Source organism: Azoarcus taiwanensis (assembly GCF_012910885.1).
Taxonomy (GTDB): domain Bacteria; phylum Pseudomonadota; class Gammaproteobacteria; order Burkholderiales; family Rhodocyclaceae; genus Azoarcus_F; species Azoarcus_F taiwanensis.
The window spans coordinates 1-24473 of the sequence record NZ_WTVM01000059.1; the positions used below are offsets into that span (position 1 = coordinate 1).

A 24473-nucleotide genomic window follows, 5' to 3' on the forward strand; every position below is an offset into this window, starting at 1 on the left:
TTCTCTACCAGGAATTGCGCACGCAGCGCGGCTTTGCCGGCAGCTACGAGACCGTCAAGCTTGCGGTACGCCCGTTGCGGGCCGAAGCCTGCCTGGCGGGGCTCACGCAGCGCCGCTTCGAAACCGCGCCGGGCGAGCAGGCACAGGTCGACTGGGGGCAGGTCAGTGTGCGCATCGGTGAGCAGCGCGCCAAGGTGCACATCTTTGTCATGACTCTGGGCTACAGCCGGCGCGGCTACGCCGAGGGTTTCATGAACGAGCGCATGGCCGAGTTGCTGGCCGCCCACGAACGGGCCTTCGCTCATTTTGGCGGCCGGTGTGAATGCCTGCTCTACGATCGAATGCGCACCGTCGTGCTCGGCACACTCGCCAGCGACGACGGCCAACGCCGCCCGCGGTGGAACACCACCTTCTCCGCCTTCGCCGATCACTGGGGCTTCACCCCGCGGCTGTGTCAGCCGTATCGGGCGCAGACCAAGGGCAAGGTCGAGTCCGGCGTGAAATACGTCAAGCGCAACTTCGTGCCGGGGCGCAGCTTCGTCGATCTGGAGGACTTCAACCAGCAACTGATGCGCTGGCAGGTCGAGATCGCCGACGTGCGCATCCACGGCACGACGCACCAGCGACCGATCGATCGCTTTGCCGAGGAGGCCGCCGCCCTGGTGCCCACCGCAGGGCAGTCGAGCTTCCTGCAGGCGATGGTCCGCTCCCGTGTGGTGGGCGAAGATTGGCTGGTGACGATCGACGCCAACCGCTACTCGGTCCCCTTCGGTCTGATCGGCCAGACGGTCGAAGTCGTGCGAGTCGGCGGCAGCTGGCAGATTCGCCACCGTGGGCGCCTGGTCGCCGAACACGCGGTGCTGGCCGGGCGCGCTCAGCTCTCGGTCTGCCCCGAACACGGCCCGGGTGCAGCGATGCGCAATGCGCGCCAACGTCATGCGGGCCCGGCTGCATCGGCCCGCGGTGGCGACGGCTTGCGGCCCATGCCCGATGAGCTCGCCGTGGAGGTGCGCGATCTCGCGCTCTACGACAGCCTGCTCCACACCAGTTCCGCACACGACCGGCAGGAGGTGGCATGATGGCCAAGACCACGAACCCATCCGCACCCGGCGCCGCGCTTCCCACCCCGGCGCAGCTCGAGCGCCTTGGCGAGCACTTGCATAAGCTGCGACTGCAAAAGAGCGCCGAGCGCCTGGAGGCGCTGCTGCAGCATGCCGCCGCCGAGGATCTGCCTTACGCGGATTTCCTCGAGCGGGTACTCGGCGAGGAAGTTGCGGCCAAGACCGCGAAGAACGTATCGATGCGCACGGCCATGGCACGCTTTCCCTTCGTCAAGCCGCTGGAGACCTTCGACTTCGCCTATCAGCCCTCGATCGACAAGCGCCAGGTGCTGACGCTGGCCAGCTGCCACTACATCGAACACGGGGACAATGTGATCGTCCTCGGCCCGCCAGGTGTCGGCAAGACCCATCTGGCGGTCTCGCTCGGCATCAAGGCGATCGAGGCCGGCTATCGGGTGCTCTTCACTTCCGCGGCACAGCTGATCGCGACGCTGACCAAGGCGCTTGCCGAAGGCCGACTCGACGAGAAGCTCAAGCTCTACACCACGCCGCGCCTGTTGATCATCGACGAGATCGGCTACCTGCCGATCGAGCGCATCGGCGCTAATCTCTTCTTCCAGCTGATCAGCCGCCGCTATGAGCGTGGTCCGATGATCCTGACCAGCAACCAGAGCTTCGGGGCCTGGGGCGAGGTGTTCGGCGATCGCGTCATCGCCACCGCGATTCTCGACCGCCTCCTGCATCACGCCGTGACGCTCAATATCCGCGGCAACTCCTATCGCCTCAAGGAGAAGCTCAAATCCGGACTCGTCCGCTCATTTGACGAGCAAACCCAACCGGGTGGGGAAATTTGAATTACCACACTGGGGAAAATTCGCTTGCCCTTGACACCGCCGCGACCCGTTTACTGGCGGCGAGCGCCACTTGTGGCGCGTCAGGCTGGGTGCGGCCCTGGTGATGTTGCTGGAAAGAGATTTGTCTTTGTACTACTCGCCCGCCCCTATAGCTCGCCTGCAACACGGAATAAGCCAAGCGCTGGCCCGGCACGTGCTTACCCACAGGCACGATCCTGCGGGTGGCTGGCATTTAAACACATTGATTCGCGCCGTAGCCGGCGACGCGCTTAGCAGCATGATGCTGCGCAAGTATCGGCTGCGGTTGAAAGAAGATGCCATCAAGTTGGCCGAAGTCGGCATTGAGTTGGGCGCGAAAGACAGGGTTAAGCGTGCCACAGGGGCCCGATAGCGTGCCACACCGGCCCGAAGCCGTGCCACACCGGCCCGGAAGCGTGCCACAGGGGCCCGATTTTTCGCGCTTCTTGCAGGGTATTCAGGATATTTCAGGATATCCAGGCGGTATAACCGCCCGCTTGATGCGGACGGTTATACCTTATGGGGGAGAAAAGGGTGAGCTATGCAATCGGCCAGCGGCCGATGGTTGGACGCCAGGTAGAGAGACCTTGAGCCTACTGCGGCGATAGCTACTGATGGCCGCCCCTCAAGTGTCAATAAAGCAGTTGGCGCCCCTCATATATCAGTAATGGTTTCATTGAGGGGTGCTGGCACATGCTGGGGCATACCGCATTTATTGATATTTGAGGGGCGGGTTGGATGGGCAGGTTTTTATCAGCGTAACTCTTTGGTTTTCGAGCGAGGATTGGTCTTCTCTGGAGAATGAAATGCAGATCAACGTCAGCAACAGTGTGCTGAGAGAACTGGAATACATCGTCGAGTTGCACCGTATGCACAGCGCCCCAAATCCAATGGACAGTGTGGATACGCTGATTGGGTATGTGTTGGCCAGCATTGCGGACGGTAGTCGCCGGCCCGGGTCCTGGGAGCGTGGAATGCTTGAGCAGATGGGGCTGATTGCCGATTGCGACGAGCATTACGCATACCGTGCCCATTACGGAAAGAAGGTGCCGGAATGAGCAACCAATAGAGCGCTCGTCAGCGTTTTTTCCTTGGCGTACAACTTGTTTTTTGATGGCTGCAAACGCTGCTACTGCGCTGTTACCGCGCTACTAGCCCGCTACTTGAGCGCTGTCTATGGCCTATTACTCCGCTGTTACCCTGCTATTGCAGGCCTAAATCAGCAAAAAACAACTGTAACCACCAAAAATGCATGGAATGACAGCACTGAAATGCAGCAGAAATGGACGCTGAACTACGGGCAGGATGGGTGAAGTAGGCCCACCACGCAAGCGTGTTGGCCTCTTCACTGAACCTTATTCGCACCTGCGGTGCTCAACGGTCATCCTGCTCTGCGAGGCCAGTCATACAACGTAACGAGGCGTCACATGGAGACAGGAAAAACAACCCGGAAAGCATATTCCCCAATCAAGGTGTATTGCCTCCCTTCGGAACGCGAGGCCATCGCTGAGAACGCCAGAGCGGCGGGCAAGAGCCTGTCGAACTTCCTCTTGAACGTAGGCCAGGGCTACCGGGTTCAGGGCATCACCGACTATGAGCGTGTGCGCGAGCTGGCCAGAATCAATGGCGACCTTGGCCGACTGGGTGGCCTGCTGAAGCTGTGGCTGACCGATGACGTGAGAACGGCCGCCTTTGGCGCGGAGACCATTCACCGCCTGCTGGAACGCATCGAGGCGACCCAGGCGGAAATGGCTGAGGTGATGAAGTCCATCGTTCGTCCCAGGGCGAGCTGACGATTTTAGCGGCTAAAAAACGGAAGGTGGCCATGATCATCAAACACGTCCCAATGCGAACGCTCGGTAAAAGCGATTTCGGCGGGTTGGTGGGCTACATCACCGATGCACAAAGCAAGGATCATCGGCTGGGCATGGTTCAGGTAACGAACTGTGAGGCTGCAACAGTTCCGGCCGCCATTGAAGAAATCCTTGCGACGCAACACATGAACACTCGCGCCAAGGGCGACAAGACTTATCACCTGATCGTCAGCTTTCGTGCGGGTGAACAACCCGATGAAGCCACCCTTAAAGCGATTGAAGAACGCATTTGCAGCGGGCTGGGTTACGGCGAACACCAGCGTGTGAGTGCGGTGCACAACGACACCGACAATCTGCACATCCATATTGCGATCAACAAGATCCATCCGACACGCAACACCATGCACGAGCCTTTCCAGTCATACCGCTTGCTCGGTGAGCTTTGCTCGATCCTGGAGCAGGACTACGGACTTGAGCAGGACAACCATCAGCCCCGGCGAACGCAGTCCGAGGCGCGGGTGGCCGACATGGAACAGCATTCAGGAATGGAAAGCCTGGTCGGCTGGGTCAAACGTCAATGCCTGGAGGACATCCGAAGCTCGACGAGTTGGGCCGAGCTGCACCAGGTTATGCGCGATAACGGGTTGGTTCTGCGCGAGCGCGGTAACGGACTGGTGGTTGAAGCAAGCGATGGAACTATGGTCAAGGCCAGCACCATTGCCCGCGACCTATCCAAACGGGCCTTGGAGGCTCGAATTGGCCCCTTCCAGGCGTCCTCCGAGATGCATGCGTCCAAGCCAAAGCGCAGCTATCAGAAAGCTCCGATGCCAATGCGGATCGACACCACCGAGCTGTATGCGCGTTACAAGAACGAGCAAAAGAACCTCGCCCTGGCAAGATCCGACGCACTGAGCAGCGCCAGGCGGCGCAAGGACAGGGCTGTTGAAGACGCCAAGAGAGCGAACAGGCTGCGCCGTGCGACGGTCAAGGTTGTCGATGGCCGAACGGTCAGCAAGAAAGCACTGTATTCCCAGGCCAGCAAGGCGTTGCGGGCTAGCCTGGATGCCATTCATGCCGAATACACCAGAGAGCGTGAAAAGCTGTATCAGGGCTTCCAGCCGCGCACATGGGCCGACTGGCTCAAGGCCGAAGCCATGCAGGGCAACCACGAGGCCCTGAATGCGCTGCGCGCCAGAGACGCGGCCAAGGGCTTGCAAGGGCACACGCTGACCGGCCATGGGGGGCCACATGGCAGCAGCGCTTCGGAGATCGACAACATCACCAAGAAGGGCACGATCATCTATCGCGCGGGGCAAACAGCGGTGCGCGATGACGGGGACAAGCTGCAGGTTTCCAGAGCAAACGACCTGCGCGGCTTGCAGGCTGCGCTGCGAATGGCGGCCGAGCGTTACGGCAGCCGAATCACCGTGACCGGCGACGCCGAGTTCAAGGCCCGAATCATTCATGCGGCCGTTGACGGCCGCCTGTCCATCACCTTTGCCGATTCGGGCCTGGAGCGCCGGAGGCAAGAGCTGCTGCAGCGGCGAAGCAAAATTAAGGGCTCGGTAGCAAGTTTGAGAAGTCGAGTTTCGCCCATCGGCCAACAGACGCCACCCCAGCGGCGTAACCAGTTGCACTCCCTGGGCCAACTTCCCGTTCTCCGTATCGCAGGAAGCGAGCAAGTGATGCAACCCCAGGCGCCTCAAGCACCCACCCCCGCGGAAACGATTGCATTACGTCAAGCCAAGCTGCGGGCCGAGCAAGCAGCCAAAAAGGCCAAGCGGCAAGGGAAAGGCCGAGCACGCTAGCAAGTAGATTTTCGACACCGTGATTCAAGCAAAAACGGCCGGGCTTCGGTGTCGCTCTGGTCAATTACCGAATAGCTCCGTGGCGCAGCTACTCGATGACTCTTAGCCACTTTCAGCAAAGGTTATCGACCATGAGAACGCACAAAATTTTAGCGGCTAAAACCGCGCTCCTGATCTCGCTCGCCATCGGCGGCGGCTCGCTACCGGCTCAGGCCGGGATTCCAGTCATTGACGGGGGCAACCTGACGCAAAACGTCATGACCGCCATCGAGTCGGTGGCGCAAACGCTCAAGCAGATCGAGCAGTATCAAACCCAGCTCCAGCAGTACGAAAACCAGCTCCAGAACACCATGGCCCCAGCCGCGTATATCTGGGACCAGGCTACCCGCACGATGGACAACCTGCGTTCGGCAATGAACACCCTGGATTACTACCAGACCCAGCTCGGCAGCCTGGATGCGTATCTCGGCAAGTTCCAGGACGTGGCCTTCTACCGTGGTTCGCCGTGCTTTAACGCCACTGGCGGTTGCACAGAGGCCGAATGGGCAGCCATGAACGAGAACCGCCGCCTGGCGAGCGAAAGCCAAAAGCGCGCCAATGATGACCTGTTCCATGCCCTAAAACAGCAGCAGGATGCGCTGCAATCAGACGCCCGCACACTGGAACGTCTCCAACACAGCGCCCAGGGTGCGGACGGGCAAATGCAGGCCCTCGGCTATGCCAACCAGCTTGCCAGCCAGCAGGCTAACCAGCTCTTGCAGATGCGCGCCATGTTGCTCGCGCAGCACCAGGTTATCGCGACACGGATACAAGCCGAGGCCGACCTCGATGCGAAGCAACAGGCTGCCCATGCCGCTTCCACCGAATCGCGGATAGCGCCGACCAGCGGCCCCAAAAACTGGCTCGAACTGGCCCGCTGACAAGGAGAGCCACCCATGAACAAATTCACCATTCCGATGCTGGCAGGCTTCCTTCTCGCCATCGCTGGCTGCGACAACACCCCACCCGCTCCGACCATGCCGGAGGTCAACGATGCCAACTGCCAGATGGCAGAAATCATGAAGATCGAAGACAAGGCAACTCGGGAGACATTTGCCGGGTTGTGCTCGCGCCGGCCAGCAGGCGGCGGCATTGCCCCCACAGAACAGCCGCTTAATTGGTTGGACTTGACCGCGCCGCAAGAACAGGAGAGCAACTGATGAAAACGCTAACCAAAACTGTCCTGGGCGGCACCGTCCTGTTGCTACATTCTGGTCTAGCCAAAGCTGACCTGACCAACCAGGGAATGCTCGATCAGGTGGTAACTGGCTTCTCCACCCGAGCAGCCAGTTGGCAGCACGTCATTATCGATGCTGCATCGTGGCTGTTCTGGACGCTGGTGGTGATCTCGATGGTCTGGACGTTCGGGATGATGGCCTTACGCAAAGCGGACATTGGGGAGTTCTTCGCTGAGTTGGTCCGTTTCATCATCTTCACTGGCTTCTTCTGGTGGCTGCTGGTCAATGGGCCGGCGTTTGCCAACTCGATCATCCAGTCATTGGCCAGAATCGGTGAGCAGGCGGCCGGCGTGTCCTCAATCACCCCGTCAGGCATTGTCGACGTGGGCTTTATGATCTGGAAGCAAGCCGTCAACAACCTATCAGCCTGGTCGCCGGTCGATAGCCTGGTGGGTGTGGTACTAAGCGCGGCAATTATGCTGCTTCTGGGCTTGGTCGCCGTCAACATGCTGCTGATGCTTGTTGCGGCTTGGTTAATGGCCTATGCCGGCATCTTCTTCTTGGGGTTCGGCGGATCGCGCTGGACTTCGGACATGGCAATTAACTACTACAAGACCGTCCTTGGCGTTGCCGTTCAGATCATGACAATGGTGCTGCTGGTCGGCATTGGTAACGACATGCTGTCGACGTTCTACACCAGGATGAACCAAAACGTGCTCAACTTCGAAGAGCTGGGCGTCATGTTGGTGTTCTGCATGGCATTGCTGTCACTGGTTAACCGAGTGCCACCGATGGTAGCCGGAATTGTCACCGGGTCCAGCATCGGGTCTGCCGGCGGCATCGGCAACTTCGGTACTGGAGCTGCGGTAGGTGCCGTTATGGGGGCGGCAGGAATGGCAGCGGGCGCAGCAAGCGTGGCAGGCTCTGCCGTCATGGCTGGTGCTGCAAACCTAGCGGGTGGCGGTTCAGCCATCAAGGCGGCGTTCGACAAGGCACAAGCCTCGATGTCGAGCGGAAGCGACATGCCCAGCATGGGGGGAATATCGAGCAGCAGTGTTGGCAGCGGTGGCGCTAACTCAGGAGATGGGAGCGATACCGGCAGCACACCGTTCGCTCAAGCGGCTGGCTTTGGTGATAGTACCGGCAGCCCTGGTGGCGGTATCAAACAGGCAGCAAGCCTTTCTGCGGGGACAGCCGGAAATTTGGTAAAGGGCGCTAGCTCGATGATGGCTGAGAGATTCAAAGAGCGTGTGGCTGAAACAGCCGGTGGTCGTTTGGCATCTTCGATCCGTGAAAACTCGCATTCCTTTGGCGGTAACAGCTTGGGCGGTGAAAGCGACGGCAACACTAAGCGGGAGGTGTGACTATGACGCGCAGCATTTTTGATCGTTTGAATGAAAACCGCCCGCAAGAGTCGTCACCCCGATTTGAGCCGATCGGTGATCTGTCAACAGAGCTGGACGCCACTACGGAAGTGGCCGCTTTCGTGCACCGGTCTGCTTATCCGCCTGGTGTTCAAATTGAACGAGAAGTAGCCCGAGTGATGGAATCTTTCGCTGGAGGAAGTACGGGCAATACTCCGTATGCTGAGGCTGCTGGTTTTTCTGGCTCTCGCTGGTGAAAGGGTGTCGATCCCGGTGACCAAGAGAGCAACAAGCTTGCGCCGAATTTGTGGGCATTTTTTGAGATGCATGCAGCGATCAAAAGGGTGGCTTGTTGGCCGCCCTTTTCTTTAGCCGCTAAAAGAGTGTTCATCAAACGGTGCAGCCACTCCCAAAATAACGGAATATAACGATCTAGCCATATAGATAGAATTTGGAGGAAGGATGCCCGCTCTTGTCCCGGAACTGGTAAATGCGGCAATTGATGCCTCAGTCTCGCCCGGCGATTTGTTACGCCGGGCGCTGGTTGTTGCGCGGCGTCTGGCCGTGCCTGAGCTGGTCGATTGGATCAGCAGCGAACTGAACGGCTACTACTCAGGGGAAGTGCCGGACTATCGTCGGGTACAGGGGCAGTTGATGGCCGAGAACCCGATTCATGGCCCGATCCCGTTTTTTGCGCCGCCAGACATGGCCGAGCTGCTGTCGGACTTCGCTGTACGACAGTCGGTGCCGGAGCTGATGCAGCTTGCTCAGAGCACAACCGGAATTTACAGCCACTTTCCGGCCAACATCGAGCACACGCTGATGCAAATGATGCGCGAGGCGAACGGTGTGACGATGCGCCCGGCGCTTAGGTTTTCCACCGTCCAGGTGCAGGGTGTCATCGAGAAGGTGCGGAGTCGGGTGCTCGAATGGGCGCTTGATCTGGAGGCCAAAGGCGTGCTCGGGGAAGGCATGACGTTCACTCAGCAGGAGAAGCAGACTGTGCAGCAGCAGCATTACCACTTCGGAGACGTAAGCGGCTCCCAAATCCAGATCGGATCGAATAGCTCTAACCAGACCCAGACTCAAACAGGTGGTGACATGGCTGCGCTGTCAGCCTTGATTGAGCTGCTGCGCGATGCTATCCAGCAGGGACGCATCGAAGCCGAGGTGCGCGATGAATTGCAGGCAGAGCTGGCAACATTGCAGGCTCAGGCTGCATCGCCGAAGCCCAAGTGGGCCATCATCAAGGCGACCGCAGGGAGCATCAAAGCCGTGTTGGAAAACGCGGCAGGTGGCGTGCTTGCGGCGCAGGCGCTACCGTACCTGACGGCGCTGCTGTGATAACTAGCTATCTAGCTGGCTTTGCTGGGGATGGACCAGAAACGACAGACCCGCCAGTAGGCGGGTCTGTCGAGGAATTGGGGTAGCCCTGCACAAACAGGGCCAGAACGAACCTAGTGTCATCACCAGTATGGTGGCTGGGAGAGGACTGAGCCTAGGGCTGCACAAACAGTATAGCAGCACTGCGCGATGAGTCAAAGTGACGAAGAATGAACTGGAACGACCTAGAGAAACACTTTTCCCCTGCCCGACTGGGGCGCTATCGGGCTGAAAGAGGTGGCGATGTCGCCAGGGCGGCGGCTGACTATTCCAGCAACGTCCTGCTGTCTGAAGCGATGGTGCCGCTACTCAATGTCTTGGAAATCGCCTTGCGAAACGGCATCCATGCCCGCCTGAGCAGGCTCTATGGCCGGACAGATTGGTGGGAGTCCTGGGTGGGTGATCCGGCCTTTAGATGGCAGAACAAGGAAGTAGTCAACGCCAAAGCGAAACTGGCCCGAAGGCATGAAGCACAGACCCCAGACAAGGTGCTGGCAGAGTTGACTTTCGGCTTCTGGAGTTCGCTTTTTAATACGCAGTTTCAGACGGCCCTCTGGAAAGACCTTCGCCTTGTGTTTACCCGTTGCCCGAAACCACAACGGCAACGGCATAACATCTCGGCAGCACTGAACCAGATTCGTGACCTACGAAACCGTGTCTTTCATCACGAGCCATTGTTGTGGCTGACACCAACGCTGCTCGATCAGCACGCTGTCGGCGTGACAGTCATCAACTGGATTGATCCCCAACTCGGGCAATGGCTGAGTAGCCATGATCGCCTACCCTCGACATGGGCGGGATGGGTTGCCACTTGATAAGCACCCGCGTCCAGAAAACGGTGGTTTTCTGAACAGATCATAGTGGCGCACTTTACTGTCGTTTTCAGAAGACGACCGCACCATCTGACTGGATGTAACGCCTGGTGTGCATACGGCTCCTGACAGCCCAATATCAGGAGTCGTCTGCACCAATCTCGACTATGCTCAATACTCGTGTGCACCAAAGCGAGGTTTGGGCATGACATCAGACACTCCACCGATTGCCGCGCAAGGCGTGGCCACCCTGCCCGACGAGGCATGGGCGCAAGCCCGGCACCGGACGGAAATCATCGGGCCACTGGCAGCGCTTGAGGTGGTCGGGCATGAAGCCGCCGATGAGGCAGCCCAAGCGCTGGGCCTGTCCCGGCGACAGGTATATGTCCTGATCCGTCGCGCCCGGCAGGGTACTGGCCTGGTAACAGACCTGACGCCCGGCCGATCCGGCGGCGGCAAAGGCAAGGGGCGCTTGCCGGAACCGGTCGAGCGCATCATCCGCGAGCTGCTGCAAAAGCGCTTCCTGACCAAGCAGAAACGCAGCCTGGCGGCGTTCCACCGCGAAGTCGCGCAGGCGTGCAAAACCCAGAAGCTGCCGGTGCCGGCGCGCAACACCGTGGCCCAGCGGATTGCCGGACTACACCCGGCGAAAATAGCCCGCAGCCGGGGCGGGCAGGACGCTGCCCGTCCCTTGCAAGGCGCGGGTGGCATTCCGCCCGAAGTCACCATGCCGCTGGAACAGGTGCAGATCGACCACACCGTCATCGACCTGATCGTGGTCGACGAGCGCGACCGGCAACCGATTGGCCGCCCATATTTGACCCTCGCCATCGACGTGTTCACGCGCTGCGTACTCGGCATGGTGGTCACGCTGGAAGCGCCGTCCGCCGTCTCGGTCGGCCTATGCCTCGCGCATGCCGCCTGCGACAAGCGGCCCTGGCTGGAAGGGCTGAATGTGGAAATGGACTGGCCGATGAGCGGCAAGCCCAGGCTGCTCTATCTGGACAACGCGGCCGAGTTCAAAAGCGAAGCGCTGCGCCGTGGCTGCGAACAGCATGGCATCCGGCTGGACTATCGCCCACCAGGCCAGCCGCACTACGGCGGCATCGTGGAACGGATCATCGGCACGGCGATGCAGATGATCCACGACGAATTACCGGGGACGACCTTCTCCAATCCCGGCCAGCGCGGCGAGTACGATTCCGAGAAGATGGCCACCCTGACGCTGCGCGAGCTGGAGCGCTGGCTCGCGTTGGCGGTAGGCACCTATCACGGCTCCGTGCACAACGGCCTGCTCCAGCCGCCGGCCGCGCGCTGGGCCGAGGCCGTGGAGCGCGTTGGCGTCCCGGCCGTCGTTACCCGCCCCACCGCGTTTTTGGTCGATTTCCTGCCGGTGATCCGCCGCACCCTGACCCGCACCGGCTTTGTCATCGACCACATCCACTACTACGCCGACGCCCTCAAGCCGTGGATTGCCCGGCGCGAGCGCTTGCCCGCCTTCCTGATCCGGCGCGATCCGCGCGACATCAGCCGCATCTGGGTACTGGAACCGGAAGGTCAGCACTATCTGGAGATCCACTACCGCACCTTGTCCCATCCGGCCGTCACCCTCTGGGAACAACGCCAGGCGCTGGCCAAATTGCGTCAGCTCGGGCGCGAGCAGGTGGACGAGTCGGCGCTGTTCCGCATGATCGGGCAGATGCGCGAGATCGTGACCACCGCCCAGAAGGCCACGCGCAAGGCGCGGCGCGACGCTGATCGCCGCCAGCACCTCAAGACGTCGGAGCCACCGGCCAAGCCCATACCGCCGGATGTGGACATGGCTGACCCGCAGGCAGACAACCTGCCGCCGGCCAAACCGTTCGATCAGATCGAGGAGTGGTAGCCGTGGACGAATATCCCGTCATTGACCTGTCCCACCTGCTGCCAGCGGCACAGGGTTTGGCCAGGCTGCCGGCAGACGAGCGCATCCAGCGCATTCGCGCCGACCGCTGGATCGGCTACCCGCGCGCGGTCGAGGCGCTGAACCGGCTGGAAACTCTGTATGCGTGGCCGAACAAGCAACGCATGCCAAACCTGCTGCTGGTCGGCCCCACCAACAACGGCAAGTCGATGATCGTCGAGAAATTCCGGCGGGCGCACCCGGTCGGCACCGACGCTGACCAAGAACATATCCCGGTGCTGGTCGTGCAGATGCCGTCAGAGCCATCGGTGATCCGCTTCTATGTCGCGCTGCTGGCTGCGATGGGCGCGCCGCTGCGCCCGCGCCCACGGCTGCCGGAAATGGAGCAACTGGCGCTGGCCCTGCTGCGCAAGGTCGGCGTGCGCATGCTGGTGATCGACGAACTGCACAATGTACTGGCTGGCAACAGCGTTAACCGGCGCGAGTTCCTCAACCTGCTGCGCTTCCTCGGCAACGAGCTGCGTATCCCCCTGGTCGGGGTCGGCACGCGCGAGGCGTACCTGGCCATCCGTTCGGACGATCAGTTGGAAAACCGCTTCGAGCCGATGCTGCTGCCGCCGTGGGAGGCCAATGAGGACTGCTGCTCGCTGCTGGCCAGCTTCGCGGCGTCACTCCCGCTACGGCGGCCATCCCCGATTGCCACGCTGGACATGGCCCGCTACCTGCTCACCCGGAGCGAAGGCACCATCGGCGAGCTTGCACATCTGCTGGTGGCGGCGGCCGTCGCCGCCGTGGAGAGTGGCGAGGAAGCGATCAACCACCGCACGCTCAGCATGGCCGACTACATCGGCCCCAGTGAGCGGCGGCGACAGTTCGAGCGGGAACTGATGTGAAGTCCGCGCCGCGCTGGCCGCTGCATCCGGCACCCAAGGAAGGCGAAGCCCTGTCCTCATGGCTCAACCGGGTCGCCGCCTGCTACCAGATGGACGTGCACGAGCTGCTGGCCCACGATCTTGGTCACAGCCAACTTGATGACCTGGATACCGCACCATCCTTGTCGTTGCTGACGGCGCTCTGCCAGCGCAGTGGCGTCGAGCTGGAGCGGTTGCGCAGCATGAGTCTTGCAGGCTGGGTGCCGTGGCTGCTCGACAGTCTCGACGATTCGGTACCAGCAGCCTTGGAAACCTATACATTCCAATGCGCGGTGCTCCTGCCCAAGCGCACCCGCAAGGTGCGGTCCATCACTCGCTGGCGTGCCTGGCTACCGAGCCAGACGATTCGCCGGGCGTGTCCGCAGTGTCTGAACGATCCAACGAATCAAGCTGTGCTACTCGTCTGGCAGCTCCCCTTGATGCTGAGCTGCCCGCAGCATGGCTGCTGGCTGGAGTCCTACTGGGGCATGCCCGGCCGGTATCTTCAGTGGGAAATCGCCGATGCTGCGCCGCGCCCTGCCGATGACGCAATCGCCTGCATGGACCGGCGCACCTGGCAGGCGCTGACGACGGGTTTTGTGGAGCTGCCGCGTCGGCGTGTCCACGCCGGCTTGTGGTTCCGGCTGCTGCGCACCCTGCTTGATGAGCTGAACACGCCGCTCTCGCACTGCGGCAGTTGCTCGGCGAGCATCCGCCATGTCTGGGAGCGCTGCGGCCATCCGCTGCGCGCCGGGCAGAGTCTGTGGCGTCCCTACGAGATTCTGGCCCCGGCGGTGCAGTGGCAGATGCTGGAGGCGGCGGCCACCGCCATCACGCTGATCGAGTCAAAGGCGCTGATCCCGCGCGGGGAACAGGCCGCGCTGTTTCAGACGGAGCCGCACACTGGTTTCACCAACGGCCTGCCGGCGAAGGTGCCGAAGCCGGAACCCATCAACCACTGGCAACGAGCAGCCCAGGCCATCGATGAGGCCATCATTGAAGCGCGACACAACCCGGAGACGGCCCGCTTGCTGTTCACACTGGCGTCCTACGGGCGACGCGACCCCGAATCCCTGGAACGTTTGCGCGCCACGTTCACCAAGGAGGGCATCCCGCCGGAGTTTTTGTCACATTACGAGCCTGAATGGCCGTTTGCAGGTCTTAGACTAAATGACGGGTTAAGTGACAGTTTTTGACGGCGAGAACTTTCTGGCTCACACTGTCACATAATCGAACGTATATGTGACAGGTACGACATGCTGATAGGCTACATGCGGGTATCGAAGGCGGACGGCTCCCAGGCTACCGATTTGCAGCGCGACGCGCTGATTGCCGCCGGGGTCGATCCAGTACATCTTTACGAGGACCAGGCATCCGGCATGCGCGAGGATCGGCCCGGCTTGACGAGCTGCCTGAAGGCGTTGCGAACTGGCGACACACTGGTCGTGTGGAAACTGGATCGGCTCGGACGCGACCTGCGACATCTCATCAACACCGTGCACGACCTGACTGGGCGCGGCATCGGCTTGAAGGTATTAACCGGGCACGGCGCGGCCATCGACACCACGACCGCCGCCGGCAAGCTGGTCTTTGGCATCTTCGCCGCCCTGGCCGAGTTCGAGCGCGAGTTGATCGCGGAGCGCACGATTGCCGGCCTAGCCTCGGCCCGCGCGCGCGGGCGGAAAGGCGGCCGGCCGTTCAAGATGACCGCCGCCAAGCTGCGGCTGGCGATGGCGGCAATGGGTCAGCCAGAGACCAAGGTCGGCGACCTGTGCCAGGAACTTGGCGTCACGCGGCAGACCCTGTATCGGCATGTTTCACCCAAGGGTGAGCTACGTCCAGATGGCGAGAAGCTACTCAGCCGAATTTGATGCCGGCATGAGGCAACGTAGCGACAGCGTGGTTTGTCTCAATGGGAAGCGCTCATGATCGATCTTTGAAGGCCCGCAGCAGTCGTGTCACAGACAGGACGAACAAACCGGTCAGCGTGAGGGCTGCGATACCCCAGTACTCTCCGATGAACGCGCCGGCCGTCGTGCCGGCCAGCACAATGGCGAGAATCGGCAAATGGCAGGGACAGGTGAGCACGGCCAGCGCGCCCCACAGGTAGCCGGTGATCGGTTTGTGCGTCTCGGACGGCAAGCGCTCGGGGCTGTTCATGGCAGACTCTCCGCGTGCTGTGCCGGCTCGGTCGGCATGGTGGCCAACTGCACCTCCAGATCGGCCAACGCTTCGCGCCGACGCTCGACGAACTGGCGCAGAACGGCAAGCTGCGCGGCCGCTTCATCGCCGTCCGCAGCATCCAGCGCCCGGCACAGCCGCGCCAGCGCGTCCAGGCCGATGCCCGCCTCGAAGGCCGCCCGCACGAAGCACAGCCGTTGCAAGGCGGCATCATCGAACAGGCCATAGCCGCCCGGGGTGCACGCCACCGGACGCAGCAATCCGCGCAGCAGGTAGTCGCGCACGATATGCACGCTCACCCCGGCATCAAGGGCCAGCCGGGACACGGTGTAGGCGCTCATTGAAAACCTCCTTTTTTTATCCAGCGCAGCAGGAAAGCTGCTTCACGTCCTTGTTGAAGGTCTGCGCCGCAAGCTTCAACCCCTCGACCATTGTCAGGTAGGGGAACAACTGGTCGGCCAGTTCCTGCACCGTCATGCGGTTGCGGATGGCGAGCACCGCCGTCTGGATCAGTTCGCCCGCTTCCGGGGCCACCGCCTGCACGCCGATGAGCCGTCCGCTACCTTCCTCGATGACCAGCTTGATGAAGCCGCGTGTGTCGAAGTTGGCAAGCGCTCGCGGAACGTTGTCGAGTGTCAGCGTGCGACTGTCGGTCTCGATGCCATCGTGGTGCGCTTCCGCCTCGCTGTAGCCCACGGTGGCGACTTGCGGGTCGGTGAACACCACTGCCGGCATCGCGGTCAGATTGAGGGCTGCGTCGCCGCCGGTCATGTTGATCGCGGCACGGGTGCCGGCGGCCGCTGCCACGTAGACGAACTGCGGCTGGTCGGTGCAGTCGCCGGCCGCGTAGATGTTCGGGTTGCTCGTGCGCATGCCTTGGTCGATAACGATGGCCCCTTGCGCATTGACAGTGACCCCCGCCGCGTCCAGCGCGAGGCTGCGCGTATTCGGTGCCCGACCGGTGGCAACCAGCAACTTGTCAGCGCGCAATTCACCGTGTCCGGTGGTCAGCACGAATTCGCCGTTCACATGGGCGACCTGGCTGGCTTGCGTGTGCTCCAGCACCTCGATGCCCTCGGCGCGGAAAGCGGCTGTCACGGCCTCGCCGATGGCCGGGTCTTCCCGGAAGAACAAGGTGCTGCGTGCCAGGATCGTGACCTGGCTGCCGAGCCGGGCAAAGGCTTGCGCCAGTTCCAACGCCACCACCGACGAACCGATCACGGCCAGGCGTGCGGGAATGGTGTCGCTGACAAGCGCTTCGGTGGAAGTCCAGTAGGGTGACTCTTTCAGGCCCGGAATCGGCGGCACGGCCGGACTGGCACCGGTGGCGACCAGGCAGCGGTCGAACGTTACCTCGCGCTCGCCACCCTCGTTCAAACGGACGACCAGGCTCTGGTCGTCCTTGAAACGCGCTTCACCGTGCAAAACGGTGATGGCTGGATTGCCGTCCAGGATGCCTTCGTATTTGGCGTGCCGCAGTTCATCGACACGGGCCTGCTGCTGGGCCAGCAGTTTGCTGCGGTCAATCGCAGGCACAGTTGCCGCAATACCGCCGTCGAACGGACTTTCCCGGCGCAGATGGGCAATATGGGCAGCGCGGATCATGATCTTGGACGGCACACAGCCGATATTGACGCAGGTGCCGCCGATGGTGCCGCGTTCGATCAGCGTGACCGTCGCGCCTTGCTCGACGGCCTTCAGCGCCGCCGCCATCGCGGCCCCGCCGCTGCCAATGATGGCGATATGCAAACCGGCGCCCTCAAGTGCATCACGGATTTTTGGTTCATCTTTGAAATCACCAACCCGGATCGAGCCTTGATAACCCAATGCGGCGATGGCGGCCAGCAGTTGGTTGTGGCTCACGGCGGTGTCTGCCATGACTTGCGCGCGGCTTTCTGGATAGGACACCACAGCGGCATTCACGCCGGGAATCTTTTCCAAAGCATCTTTGACATGGGTGGCGCAGGATGTGCAGGTCATGCCATTCACGGTGATTTCGGTCATTTTTTTACTCCATTGAATTTCGGGGTGCAGCAGGCATCGGCTTGGCGTTTTCGTTGGATGGCGTAGATGGTCAAGCCGATGAAAATCGCCAGCGCAGGCAGCAGCACATAGTCCAGATAGCCGGTCAGCGCGGACAAGCCGACCACACCGAGCAAAATGACCAGAACAGGGGTGAAGCAACACAGCGCCACGAGGGTTGTGCCAATGATGCTGACCCGCAGCAGTGTCTTCGGGTCTTTCATGATCAGTTCTTGACTGATGATGGGTAGCCCGCATCCTCGGTAGCCTTGGTCAGTTTCTGCACGCTGGTCTTGGCATCATCGAAGGTGACCACCGCTTCGCGCGTCTCGAAGGTCACGTCAACTTTACTGACGCCATCGACCTTGGAAATCGCCTTCTTGACAGTGATCGGACAGGCCGAGCAGGTCATGCCCGGTACGGACAGCGTAACGGTCTGGGTGGCGGCCCACACGGGGGCAACAACGGCAGCGAGGGCAAGGGCGGAAAGCAGCTTTTTCATGGTGAACTCCTGTGATCAATAGAAAAATGGCACGACGTAGGGAAATCCGAGCGCGACCAAAACCAGCACGGCCACGCCCCAGAAAATGAGCTTGTAAGTAGCTCGCACTTGGGGAATCGCGCAAACCTCACCCGGTTTGCAGGCGGCTGACGGCCGGTAGATGCGCCGCCAGGCGAAGAACAACGCCACCAGCGCCACGCCGATAAAGATGGGGCGATAGGGTTCCAACACCGTCAAGTTGCCGATCCAAGCGCCGCTGAACCCCAAGGCGATCAGAACCAGCGGCCCGAGGCAGCAAGCCGAGGCGAGGATGGCGGCCAGCCCGCCAGTGAAGAGCGCGCCGCGCCCGTTTTGAGGTTCAGACATACGTTTGTCCTTTCGAATCTGAATTGGATAGCTTAAGCTTACTTCCGTAGTTATGTACGGAGTCAAGCGATATGGAAAACAATTTGGAGAACCTGACCATTGGCGTTTTCGCCAGGACGGCCGGGGTCAATGTGGAGACCATCCGGTTCTATCAGCGCAAGGGCTTGCTCCCGGAACCGGACAAGCCTTACGGCAGCATTCGCCGCTATGGCGAGACGGATGTAACGCGGGTGCGCTTCGTGAAATCAGCCCAGCGGTTGGGCTTCAGCCTGGATGAGATCGCCGAGCTGCTGCGGCTGGAGGATGGCACCCATTGCGAGGAAGCCAGCAGCCTGGCCGAGCACAAGCTCAAGGACGTGCGCGAGAGGATGGCTGACCTGGCGCGCATGGAGGCCGTGCTGTCTGATTTGGTGTGCGCCTGCCATGCGCGGAAGGGGAACGTTTCCTGCCCGCTGATTGCGTCACTGCAAGGGAAGAAAGAACCGCGCAGTGCGGACGCGGTGTAGCCCGAGGGAACTACGCCTTAGCGTGCTTTATTTTCCGTTTTCTGAGGCGACTCCAACGTCAGAAAAGACCGTGCGGTCGACTTTTGATATTTCGTGCTGTCGCCTTCTGAAAGTGACATTTACCTTCGTGAAAGCCGCTCTCTGGTGTTAATATCGGCGTCAAGTTTTCAATGTCCCGGATACGTCCATGAATCAACGCATAGGATACGCCCGCGTATCAACCGATGATCAGCACCTTGACCTGCAGCGCGACGCGCTCCAGCAGGCTGGGTGTGGCCTGATCTATGAAGAAGCGGCCAGTGGCAAGAATACGGCTCGCCCCGAGCTTGAGCAGTGCCGCAAGGCGCTGCGGGCAGGGGACACCCTGGTGGTGTGGCGGCTGGATCGGCTCGGGCGCAGCCTGCCAGACCTTGTGCAGATCGTGACCGATCTTGAGCAGCGCAGCATCGGCTTTGAAAGTTTGACAGAAAAGATCGAAACCGGCAGCGCGGCGGGCAAGCTTATTTTTCATGTGTTCGCAGCGCTGGCCGAATTTGAGCGCGGTTTGATCCGAGAGCGGACGCAAGCCGGGTTGGCGGCCGCTCGTGCCCGTGGCCGCGCCGGTGGCCGCAAGCCGAAGCTGGATGAACAGCAGGTTAGAGAGATCAAAGCCCTGCTGCGTGACCCCCATATTCAGGTGGCTGACGTGGCCCGTCGCTATGGCGTATCTCGAACCACGATTTACAAGCATTGCGGCGTCGTACAACCACGCCATCAATAGCGAAGAAACAAAAGAGGGAAAGCATTTCCGTGTCCAGACTGACTGATTTGATTGCCAAGGCAAAAGCCAAAGATTCGGCCCTGGGGGCTGAGTTGGATCGAGAGTTCAAGATTCTCTCTTCGCGCCTTCCCTTCGGCTTGAACTTCGAGCGGCATAGCCCCGAAGCGGTTGAACTGCCGCTGCGCCCGATACGCAAGGGCGACAAGGTGCGCGTGCTGTCGGAACGTGGCACAACCCAAAAGGGCGATCAGCGGCTGTGGCAGGTGAAGTCGATCCACAAGGCGAAGAAAACGGCTGACTTGGAGCTGCTGGATGCGACAGAGGTCGAAATGCAGACCGTGGCGCTGGGGGATTTGGTGGTGGTAGCCCAGTTCCGCGACATCATCTATCCCGGCCTGGTCAGCACCGGTAAAGTGCAGCGTGGTGGCGACAAGCCGTGCCACACCGTCATCAACGGTGAGAACTACCACGCTCTCAAAGCGCTGACCTATACCCACCGGGGAAAGGTGGACGTCATCTATATCGACCCGCCGTATAACACCGGGGCGAAGGACTGGAAGTATAACAACGACTATGTGGAGGGCGACGACCAATATCGTCACAGCAAATGGCTGGCGATGATGGAGCGCCGCTTGCTGGTAGCGAAAGAATTGTTGAATCCGGCGGATTCAGTGTTGATCGTAACTATTGATGAAAAGGAGTATCTGCGGCTTGGGTTGCTTTTAGAACAGGTATTCCCAGAAGCTAGAACCCAAATGGTTAGTGTTTCAATCAACCCAGCAGCGGTTGCTCGTGCAGGGTATTTCGGCAGATCCGACGAGTATTATTTTTTCGTGATGCTGGGGCGAAGCGGGGTCAAACCAATTCGCCTTTCTGACGAGTGGATCACGACAAAGGGCCGAACTCATAAAGGTGACATTCGATGGGATTTACTTCGAAAATCTGGATCAAGTCCAACTCGAGACGGGCACCCTGAAACTTTCTACCCTTTTTTTGTTTATGAAGATGGGAAATCGTTCCATAGCGTTGGTGAGCCAATTGGGGTAGGTGCGAATCGTCACGACACGGTAGCTCCCGATGGAACGATAGCTGTTTGGCCCATCCGCAAAAACGGAACAGAGGGACGTTGGCGGCTTAAGCCATCCACTGTGAGAGAAGTTTTGTCGTCCGGAGGGCTTCGACTTGGAGAACTGAAGGGTGAAACAACTCCCGTATATTACCTGGCAGAGGGCGAGCGTTCGAAAATTGAGAACGGAACTTATGAGGTGCTTGGGCGTCGCGACGACGGATCGGTAATTACTTCGACACTAGAAACGACAGATCGCGTTACCGTACCTGGCTCTCAATGGCGTATTGGTTCACATGATGCGACACAATACGGCACGAGGTTGCTGCTGAATTTTCTTCCTTATCGCAGATTTCCATTTCCAAAGTCGCTCTATGCGGTTGAAGATGCACTACGTTTCTTTGTCTCTGACAAATCGGAGGCTGTTATTCTCGACTTCTTTTCTGGTTCTGGAACCACTGCGCACGCTGTAATGCGGCTTAACAAGCAAGACGGCGGGCAGCGCCAATGCATCAGTGTGACTAACAACGAAGTTGCCGCTGACGAACAGAAAAAGTTGCGCGAAGCAGGTTGGCGTCCCGGCGATGCCGAGTGGGAAAAGTGGGGCATCTGCGACTACATCACCAAACCTCGCGTTGCCGCTGCCATCACGGGCAAGACACCCGACGGCGAACCCATCAAGGGCGACTACAAATTCACCGATGAATTTCCGATGGCTGAAGGCTTCGAGGAAAACGCAGAGTTCTTCACGCTGACCTATGAGACGCCGGTATCGGTCAATTACAACCTGGCGTTCAACCGGATTGCGCCGTTGCTGTGGCTGCGAGCAGGAGCGCAGGGCTGTCGCATAGACAAGCTGCCCGACAATGGGTGGGCGGTGGCCAATACTTATGGCTTGCTCAGCAATGTGGATGCGGCCACACCCTTTATCAAGGCGCTGGCTAAGGCCGATGGAGTACGCATTGCCTATATCGTCACCGATGATGACCGCCGCTTCCAGGCGATTGCCAAGCGGTTGCCCGATGGCGTCGAGCCGGTGCGCTTGTACGAATCGTATCTGACCAATTTCAGCTTCACTAACGGAGAGTAACGGATGAAGTTCACGCTCAAAGACTACCAGCGCGACGCCGTCCGCGACTCCCTGAATAACCTGGGCAAGGCCCGCCGCCTGTGGCATAACGAATCCGACCGAACGGCGTTTTCGCTTACAGCGGTGACTGGTGCGGGTAAGACCGTGATGGCCGCTGCCACATTCGAGGCGCTGTTTCACGGTGATGATGAGTTCAGCTTTGATGCCGACCCCGGCGCGGTGGTGATCTGGTTCAGCGACGACCCTTCGCTGAACGAACAGACCCGCTTTCGCTTTATCGAGGCGAGTGACCGCATCAACTACACCGACCTGGTGGTGGTGGAAAACACCTTCAACAGACCGAAATTCCAGGCGGGGAAAATTTACTTCCTCAATACCCAGAAGCTCAGCAAGAACAGCTTGCTGGTGCGTGGCCATGATCCTGAAGAAATGGCCGCCAAGCTGGACAGCACCTTCGCGGACATGCGGCCCGACCTGCGGGCATACACGATTTGGGACACTATTCAGAACACCATTGAAGACCCGGATTTGACGCTTTATCTGGTGCTGGATGAGGCGCACCGTGGTATGGGTGTGCAGACAGCAGCCAGCCAGAACGCCAAAAGCACGATTGTGCAGCGGCTCATCAATGGCGTGGGCAGCGTGCCCGGTGTTCCTGCTGTCTGGGGTATTTCAGCCACGGTGGATCGGTTCAACAAAGCGATTGAGTCGGCAGGCAAACACATCAAGCTGCCCAATGTGGAAGTTGATGCGTCCAAGGTGCAAGAGTCCGGCCTGATCAAGGACACCATCCTGCTGGATATTCCAGACAATGCGGGCGATTTCGATACCGTGCTGGTGCGGCGTGCGACCGATAAATTGAAGGAATCCAGTCTTGCCTGGGGCGCTTATTCCAAGCAGCAACAGGAAGCTCAGCTTGTCGTGCCATTGATGGTTTTGCAGGTGCCCAACACGCCTGACCCCGATGAAATCGGGCGGGCGCTGGATACCATTTTCGAGCGCTACCCTGAGCTGCCCTCTGCCAGCGTGGCGCATGTTTTTGGGGATCACACCACACAGCGCTTCGGTAACCGCGATGTGCCCTACATCGAGCCGCAGCGAGTTCAAGAATCGGCCTGGGTGCGGGTGCTGATTGCCAAGGATGCGATCAGCACCGGCTGGGATTGCCCGCGTGCCGAGGTCATGGTGTCGTTCCGTGCGGCCAGCGACAAGACGCACATCACGCAGTTGCTGGGTCGCCTGGTACGTTCGCCGCTGGCCCGCCGTATTCCTGGCAACGACCGCCTGAACACAGTGGACTGCTTGCTGCCGAAATTCAATCGCAAGGCCGTGGAGCAGGTGGTCGATGAGCTGACAACTGGCAACGAGGCGGCAACGCCTGGGCGCGTGTTGATCGACTACATGGAGGTGCAGCCGAACCCTGCTGTCGCGCCTGCCGTGTGGGAAGCATTCGAGGCGTTGCCGTCACAAACGCGGCCGCAACGTGGTGCCAGGCCTGCGGTCAGGTTGACTTCGTTGGCACACGAATTGGCGTCCGACGATATTCTGTCCGGCGCGGGCAGACTGGCACACGCCGAGATGCACGCAGCCTTGGATTCGTTTCAGGCCGACAACGAAGCCAAGATCAAGGCCAAGCGGCAGTCCGTGTTAGTTGTGGACGGGAAAACCGTGAAAGCAGACATGCTGGGACAGGGCCGGAGCCTGGAACAGTTCTGGGAAGATGCCGATATGGCGGTGATCGACGATGCCTACCGCCGTGCGGCGCGCATCTTCAGCCCGGCGATTGCTCATTCGTATGTCGACCATCTGGCGAGCCAGGAAGCCGACCGGAACGAAGACCCGGAGGGCTTTCTTGAAGCCATCATGGAAGCTCGCGTAACCGTTGCCGGTTTGGGGCTGGTGTTGGAGGCGCAGGCTTATTTTGATGCCGAGGCGGATAAGCTGGCGAAGGACTGGCTGGCCAAGTACGGGGCGCAGATCAAGGCGCTCAGCGATGATCGACGCGAGTCCTACCGGCAGATCATCGAAATGAGCACGGAGCCGCAGGACGTGGGCTTGCTCAAGCCCGAGGCCCGTTATGAGGCGACCAAGGCGAACGAAAACAGCAAGGTGAGAGTGCTCCCTGTCTGGGATGGCCACTTGCTGTGCAATGAGGCCGGTAAGTACCCCGCTGAACTGAATGACTGGGAGCGGACAGTGGTTGAGACTGAATCGACAAGGCCGGGATTCTCATTCTGGTATCGCAACCCGCAGCAGCCTGGACAGGCTTCGCTGGGAATTGCCTATAAAAAGGCCGAGCAGTATGCAATCGTTCGCCCAGACTTCCTGTTCTTCGCTGAGCAGGATGGTACGCTCGTAGTCGATCTGGTTGACCCGCATGGTCTGCATTTGAGTGATGCGCTTGCCAAGCTGCAAGGCTTGGCACTGTACGCAGCCAGTCATGCCGATGCTTATCGGCGGATCGAGTCCATTGCCCAGGTGAAGGGCAGCGACAAACTGCGCGTGCTCGACTTGAAACGGCCGGAAGTACAGGATGCTATTGCCATGGGCCAGGATGCAGAGGTTCTGTTCAGCAGCGGGTTGGCAGATGATTACCAGTGACCGTCTAAGCGCAATGACGAATCAGCACATTCGAAATAGATCGATTAGCGAAGTTATCTATGATCCAAATACCGCACAACTGGCAGGCTACGCGCGGACTCACTATAGGGCACCTCGAATAACGCGAGGTTTTCGTTGAATCCCGCCGCCAAACAATGACAGCGACCGAACTCGGTTCAATTTCTCCGGCAAATCACCGCTTTTCTCTGCGGTGTCGCCCCGTTTTCTCTTCGA

The 24473-nt window shown here is 60.1% G+C and carries 25 protein-coding genes; 19 read left to right on the forward strand and 6 right to left on the reverse strand.

Annotated elements, in window-relative coordinates:
- The 15 genes from istA to GPA21_RS11050 form a co-directional block, all read left to right on the forward strand.
- Positions 1-1079, forward strand: a 1079-nt coding sequence (gene istA / locus GPA21_RS10980) for an IS21 family transposase (protein ID WP_168988218.1), incomplete at its 5' end; no start/stop codon positions are given.
- The gene (istB, locus tag GPA21_RS10985) at positions 1079-1915 is read left to right on the forward strand and encodes an IS21-like element helper ATPase IstB (RefSeq protein WP_211163546.1); all 837 of its coding nucleotides are present in this window, start codon (positions 1079-1081) and stop codon (positions 1913-1915) included. The genes istA and istB, both read left to right, overlap by 1 nt.
- 824 nt (positions 1916-2739) lie before the next feature.
- Positions 2740-2991, forward strand: a complete 252-nt coding sequence (locus GPA21_RS10990; protein ID WP_168988220.1) for a hypothetical protein — start codon at positions 2740-2742, stop codon at positions 2989-2991.
- A 369-nt stretch (positions 2992-3360) separates the two neighbouring features.
- Positions 3361-3726, forward strand: a complete 366-nt coding sequence (traJ, locus tag GPA21_RS10995) for a conjugal transfer transcriptional regulator TraJ (protein WP_168988221.1) — start codon at positions 3361-3363, stop codon at positions 3724-3726.
- A 32-nt stretch (positions 3727-3758) separates the two neighbouring features.
- Positions 3759-5555, forward strand: a complete 1797-nt coding sequence (gene traI, locus GPA21_RS11000) for a TraI/MobA(P) family conjugative relaxase (RefSeq protein ID WP_168988222.1) — start codon at positions 3759-3761, stop codon at positions 5553-5555.
- Between the two features lie 131 nt (positions 5556-5686).
- Positions 5687-6475: a P-type conjugative transfer protein TrbJ gene (trbJ, locus tag GPA21_RS11005; RefSeq protein ID WP_168988223.1), complete on the forward strand. Its 789-nt coding sequence runs from the start codon at positions 5687-5689 to the stop codon at positions 6473-6475.
- 15 nt (positions 6476-6490) lie between these two features.
- Positions 6491-6754, forward strand: a complete 264-nt coding sequence (gene trbK, locus GPA21_RS11010) for an entry exclusion lipoprotein TrbK (RefSeq protein ID WP_168988224.1) — start codon at positions 6491-6493, stop codon at positions 6752-6754.
- Positions 6754-8136: a P-type conjugative transfer protein TrbL gene (gene trbL / locus GPA21_RS11015; protein ID WP_168988225.1), complete on the forward strand. Its 1383-nt coding sequence runs from the start codon at positions 6754-6756 to the stop codon at positions 8134-8136. Before trbK ends, trbL begins: the two co-directional genes overlap by 1 nt.
- Before the next feature lie 2 nt (positions 8137-8138).
- On the forward strand, positions 8139-8393 hold the full coding sequence (locus tag GPA21_RS11020; RefSeq protein ID WP_168988226.1) for a hypothetical protein: 255 nt from the start codon (positions 8139-8141) through the stop codon (positions 8391-8393).
- Between the two features lie 205 nt (positions 8394-8598).
- Positions 8599-9480, forward strand: coding sequence for an AbiTii domain-containing protein (locus GPA21_RS11025; RefSeq protein ID WP_023444271.1), 882 nt, complete (start codon positions 8599-8601; stop codon positions 9478-9480).
- A gap of 209 nt (positions 9481-9689) precedes the next feature.
- Positions 9690-10334, forward strand: a complete 645-nt coding sequence (locus GPA21_RS11030; protein ID WP_168988227.1) for a hypothetical protein — start codon at positions 9690-9692, stop codon at positions 10332-10334.
- Positions 10335-10536: 202 nt separating this feature from the next.
- On the forward strand, positions 10537-12216 hold the full coding sequence (locus GPA21_RS11035) for a Mu transposase C-terminal domain-containing protein (RefSeq protein WP_003465068.1): 1680 nt from the start codon (positions 10537-10539) through the stop codon (positions 12214-12216).
- A 2-nt stretch (positions 12217-12218) separates the two neighbouring features.
- On the forward strand, positions 12219-13127 hold the full coding sequence (locus tag GPA21_RS11040; RefSeq protein WP_003465065.1) for a TniB family NTP-binding protein: 909 nt from the start codon (positions 12219-12221) through the stop codon (positions 13125-13127).
- Entirely contained in the window at positions 13124-14341 is a 1218-nt protein-coding gene (locus GPA21_RS11045) for a TniQ family protein (RefSeq protein ID WP_003465063.1), read from the forward strand. The genes GPA21_RS11040 and GPA21_RS11045 overlap by 4 nt, the downstream gene beginning before the upstream one ends.
- 60 nt (positions 14342-14401) lie before the next feature.
- Positions 14402-15016, forward strand: a complete 615-nt coding sequence (locus tag GPA21_RS11050) for a recombinase family protein (protein ID WP_000904941.1) — start codon at positions 14402-14404, stop codon at positions 15014-15016.
- Positions 15017-15068: 52 nt separating this feature from the next.
- Here the strand turns inward: GPA21_RS11050 and merE are convergent, their stop codons facing one another.
- Genes merE through merT form a run of 6 tightly spaced genes read right to left on the reverse strand, consistent with a single transcriptional unit; the run spans position 15069 to position 18216 of the window.
- Positions 15069-15305, reverse strand: coding sequence for a broad-spectrum mercury transporter MerE (gene merE, locus GPA21_RS11055; RefSeq protein ID WP_001087809.1), 237 nt, complete (start codon positions 15303-15305; stop codon positions 15069-15071).
- A complete protein-coding gene (merD, locus tag GPA21_RS11060) occupies positions 15302-15667 on the reverse strand; it encodes a mercury resistance co-regulator MerD (protein ID WP_003465059.1) in 366 nt (121 codons plus the stop codon). The genes merE and merD overlap by 4 nt, the downstream gene beginning before the upstream one ends.
- Before the next feature lie 16 nt (positions 15668-15683).
- A complete protein-coding gene (gene merA / locus GPA21_RS11065; protein ID WP_000136268.1) occupies positions 15684-17330 on the reverse strand; it encodes a mercury(II) reductase in 1647 nt (548 codons plus the stop codon).
- Positions 17327-17572 carry a mercury resistance system transport protein MerF gene (merF, locus tag GPA21_RS11070; protein WP_000654684.1) on the reverse strand — a complete coding sequence of 82 codons (246 nt, stop codon included), beginning with the start codon at positions 17570-17572 and terminating at the stop codon, positions 17327-17329. Before merF ends, merA begins: the two co-directional genes overlap by 4 nt.
- Positions 17573-17574: 2 nt before the next feature.
- Positions 17575-17850, reverse strand: coding sequence for a mercury resistance system periplasmic binding protein MerP (gene merP / locus GPA21_RS11075; RefSeq protein ID WP_000735441.1), 276 nt, complete (start codon positions 17848-17850; stop codon positions 17575-17577).
- A 15-nt stretch (positions 17851-17865) separates the two neighbouring features.
- Positions 17866-18216, reverse strand: coding sequence for a mercuric ion transporter MerT (gene merT / locus GPA21_RS11080; RefSeq protein ID WP_001294667.1), 351 nt, complete (start codon positions 18214-18216; stop codon positions 17866-17868).
- A gap of 83 nt (positions 18217-18299) precedes the next feature.
- On the opposite strand from merT, the gene merR reads away from it, so the two are divergent.
- From merR to GPA21_RS11100, 4 genes are all read left to right on the forward strand, one after another.
- Positions 18300-18722 carry a mercury resistance transcriptional regulator MerR gene (gene merR / locus GPA21_RS11085; protein WP_054926326.1) on the forward strand — a complete coding sequence of 141 codons (423 nt, stop codon included), beginning with the start codon at positions 18300-18302 and terminating at the stop codon, positions 18720-18722.
- A gap of 187 nt (positions 18723-18909) precedes the next feature.
- Positions 18910-19482 carry a recombinase family protein gene (locus tag GPA21_RS11090; protein WP_168988228.1) on the forward strand — a complete coding sequence of 191 codons (573 nt, stop codon included), beginning with the start codon at positions 18910-18912 and terminating at the stop codon, positions 19480-19482.
- A 29-nt stretch (positions 19483-19511) separates the two neighbouring features.
- Entirely contained in the window at positions 19512-21638 is a 2127-nt protein-coding gene (locus GPA21_RS11095; RefSeq protein ID WP_168988229.1) for a DNA methyltransferase, read from the forward strand.
- A gap of 3 nt (positions 21639-21641) precedes the next feature.
- Positions 21642-24239, forward strand: a complete 2598-nt coding sequence (locus tag GPA21_RS11100; protein ID WP_168988230.1) for a DEAD/DEAH box helicase — start codon at positions 21642-21644, stop codon at positions 24237-24239.
- Positions 24240-24473: the final 234 nt, after the last annotated feature.

Coding starts and splice junctions, on each gene's coding strand:
- istB (WP_211163546.1), top strand. CDS start 1,079: ATGGCCAAGACCACGAACCCATCCGCACCCGGCGCCGCGCTTCCCACC.
- GPA21_RS10990 (WP_168988220.1), top strand. CDS start 2,740: ATGCAGATCAACGTCAGCAACAGTGTGCTGAGAGAACTGGAATACATC.
- traJ (WP_168988221.1), top strand. CDS start 3,361: ATGGAGACAGGAAAAACAACCCGGAAAGCATATTCCCCAATCAAGGTG.
- traI (WP_168988222.1), top strand. CDS start 3,759: ATGATCATCAAACACGTCCCAATGCGAACGCTCGGTAAAAGCGATTTC.
- trbJ (WP_168988223.1), top strand. CDS start 5,687: ATGAGAACGCACAAAATTTTAGCGGCTAAAACCGCGCTCCTGATCTCG.
- trbK (WP_168988224.1), top strand. CDS start 6,491: ATGAACAAATTCACCATTCCGATGCTGGCAGGCTTCCTTCTCGCCATC.
- trbL (WP_168988225.1), top strand. CDS start 6,754: ATGAAAACGCTAACCAAAACTGTCCTGGGCGGCACCGTCCTGTTGCTA.
- GPA21_RS11020 (WP_168988226.1), top strand. CDS start 8,139: ATGACGCGCAGCATTTTTGATCGTTTGAATGAAAACCGCCCGCAAGAG.
- GPA21_RS11025 (WP_023444271.1), top strand. CDS start 8,599: ATGCCCGCTCTTGTCCCGGAACTGGTAAATGCGGCAATTGATGCCTCA.
- GPA21_RS11030 (WP_168988227.1), top strand. CDS start 9,690: ATGAACTGGAACGACCTAGAGAAACACTTTTCCCCTGCCCGACTGGGG.
- GPA21_RS11035 (WP_003465068.1), top strand. CDS start 10,537: ATGACATCAGACACTCCACCGATTGCCGCGCAAGGCGTGGCCACCCTG.
- GPA21_RS11050 (WP_000904941.1), top strand. CDS start 14,402: ATGCTGATAGGCTACATGCGGGTATCGAAGGCGGACGGCTCCCAGGCT.
- merE (WP_001087809.1), bottom strand. CDS start 15,305: ATGAACAGCCCCGAGCGCTTGCCGTCCGAGACGCACAAACCGATCACC.
- merD (WP_003465059.1), bottom strand. CDS start 15,667: ATGAGCGCCTACACCGTGTCCCGGCTGGCCCTTGATGCCGGGGTGAGC.
- merA (WP_000136268.1), bottom strand. CDS start 17,330: ATGACCGAAATCACCGTGAATGGCATGACCTGCACATCCTGCGCCACC.
- merF (WP_000654684.1), bottom strand. CDS start 17,572: ATGAAAGACCCGAAGACACTGCTGCGGGTCAGCATCATTGGCACAACC.
- merP (WP_000735441.1), bottom strand. CDS start 17,850: ATGAAAAAGCTGCTTTCCGCCCTTGCCCTCGCTGCCGTTGTTGCCCCC.
- merT (WP_001294667.1), bottom strand. CDS start 18,216: ATGTCTGAACCTCAAAACGGGCGCGGCGCGCTCTTCACTGGCGGGCTG.
- GPA21_RS11090 (WP_168988228.1), top strand. CDS start 18,910: ATGAATCAACGCATAGGATACGCCCGCGTATCAACCGATGATCAGCAC.
- GPA21_RS11100 (WP_168988230.1), top strand. CDS start 21,642: ATGAAGTTCACGCTCAAAGACTACCAGCGCGACGCCGTCCGCGACTCC.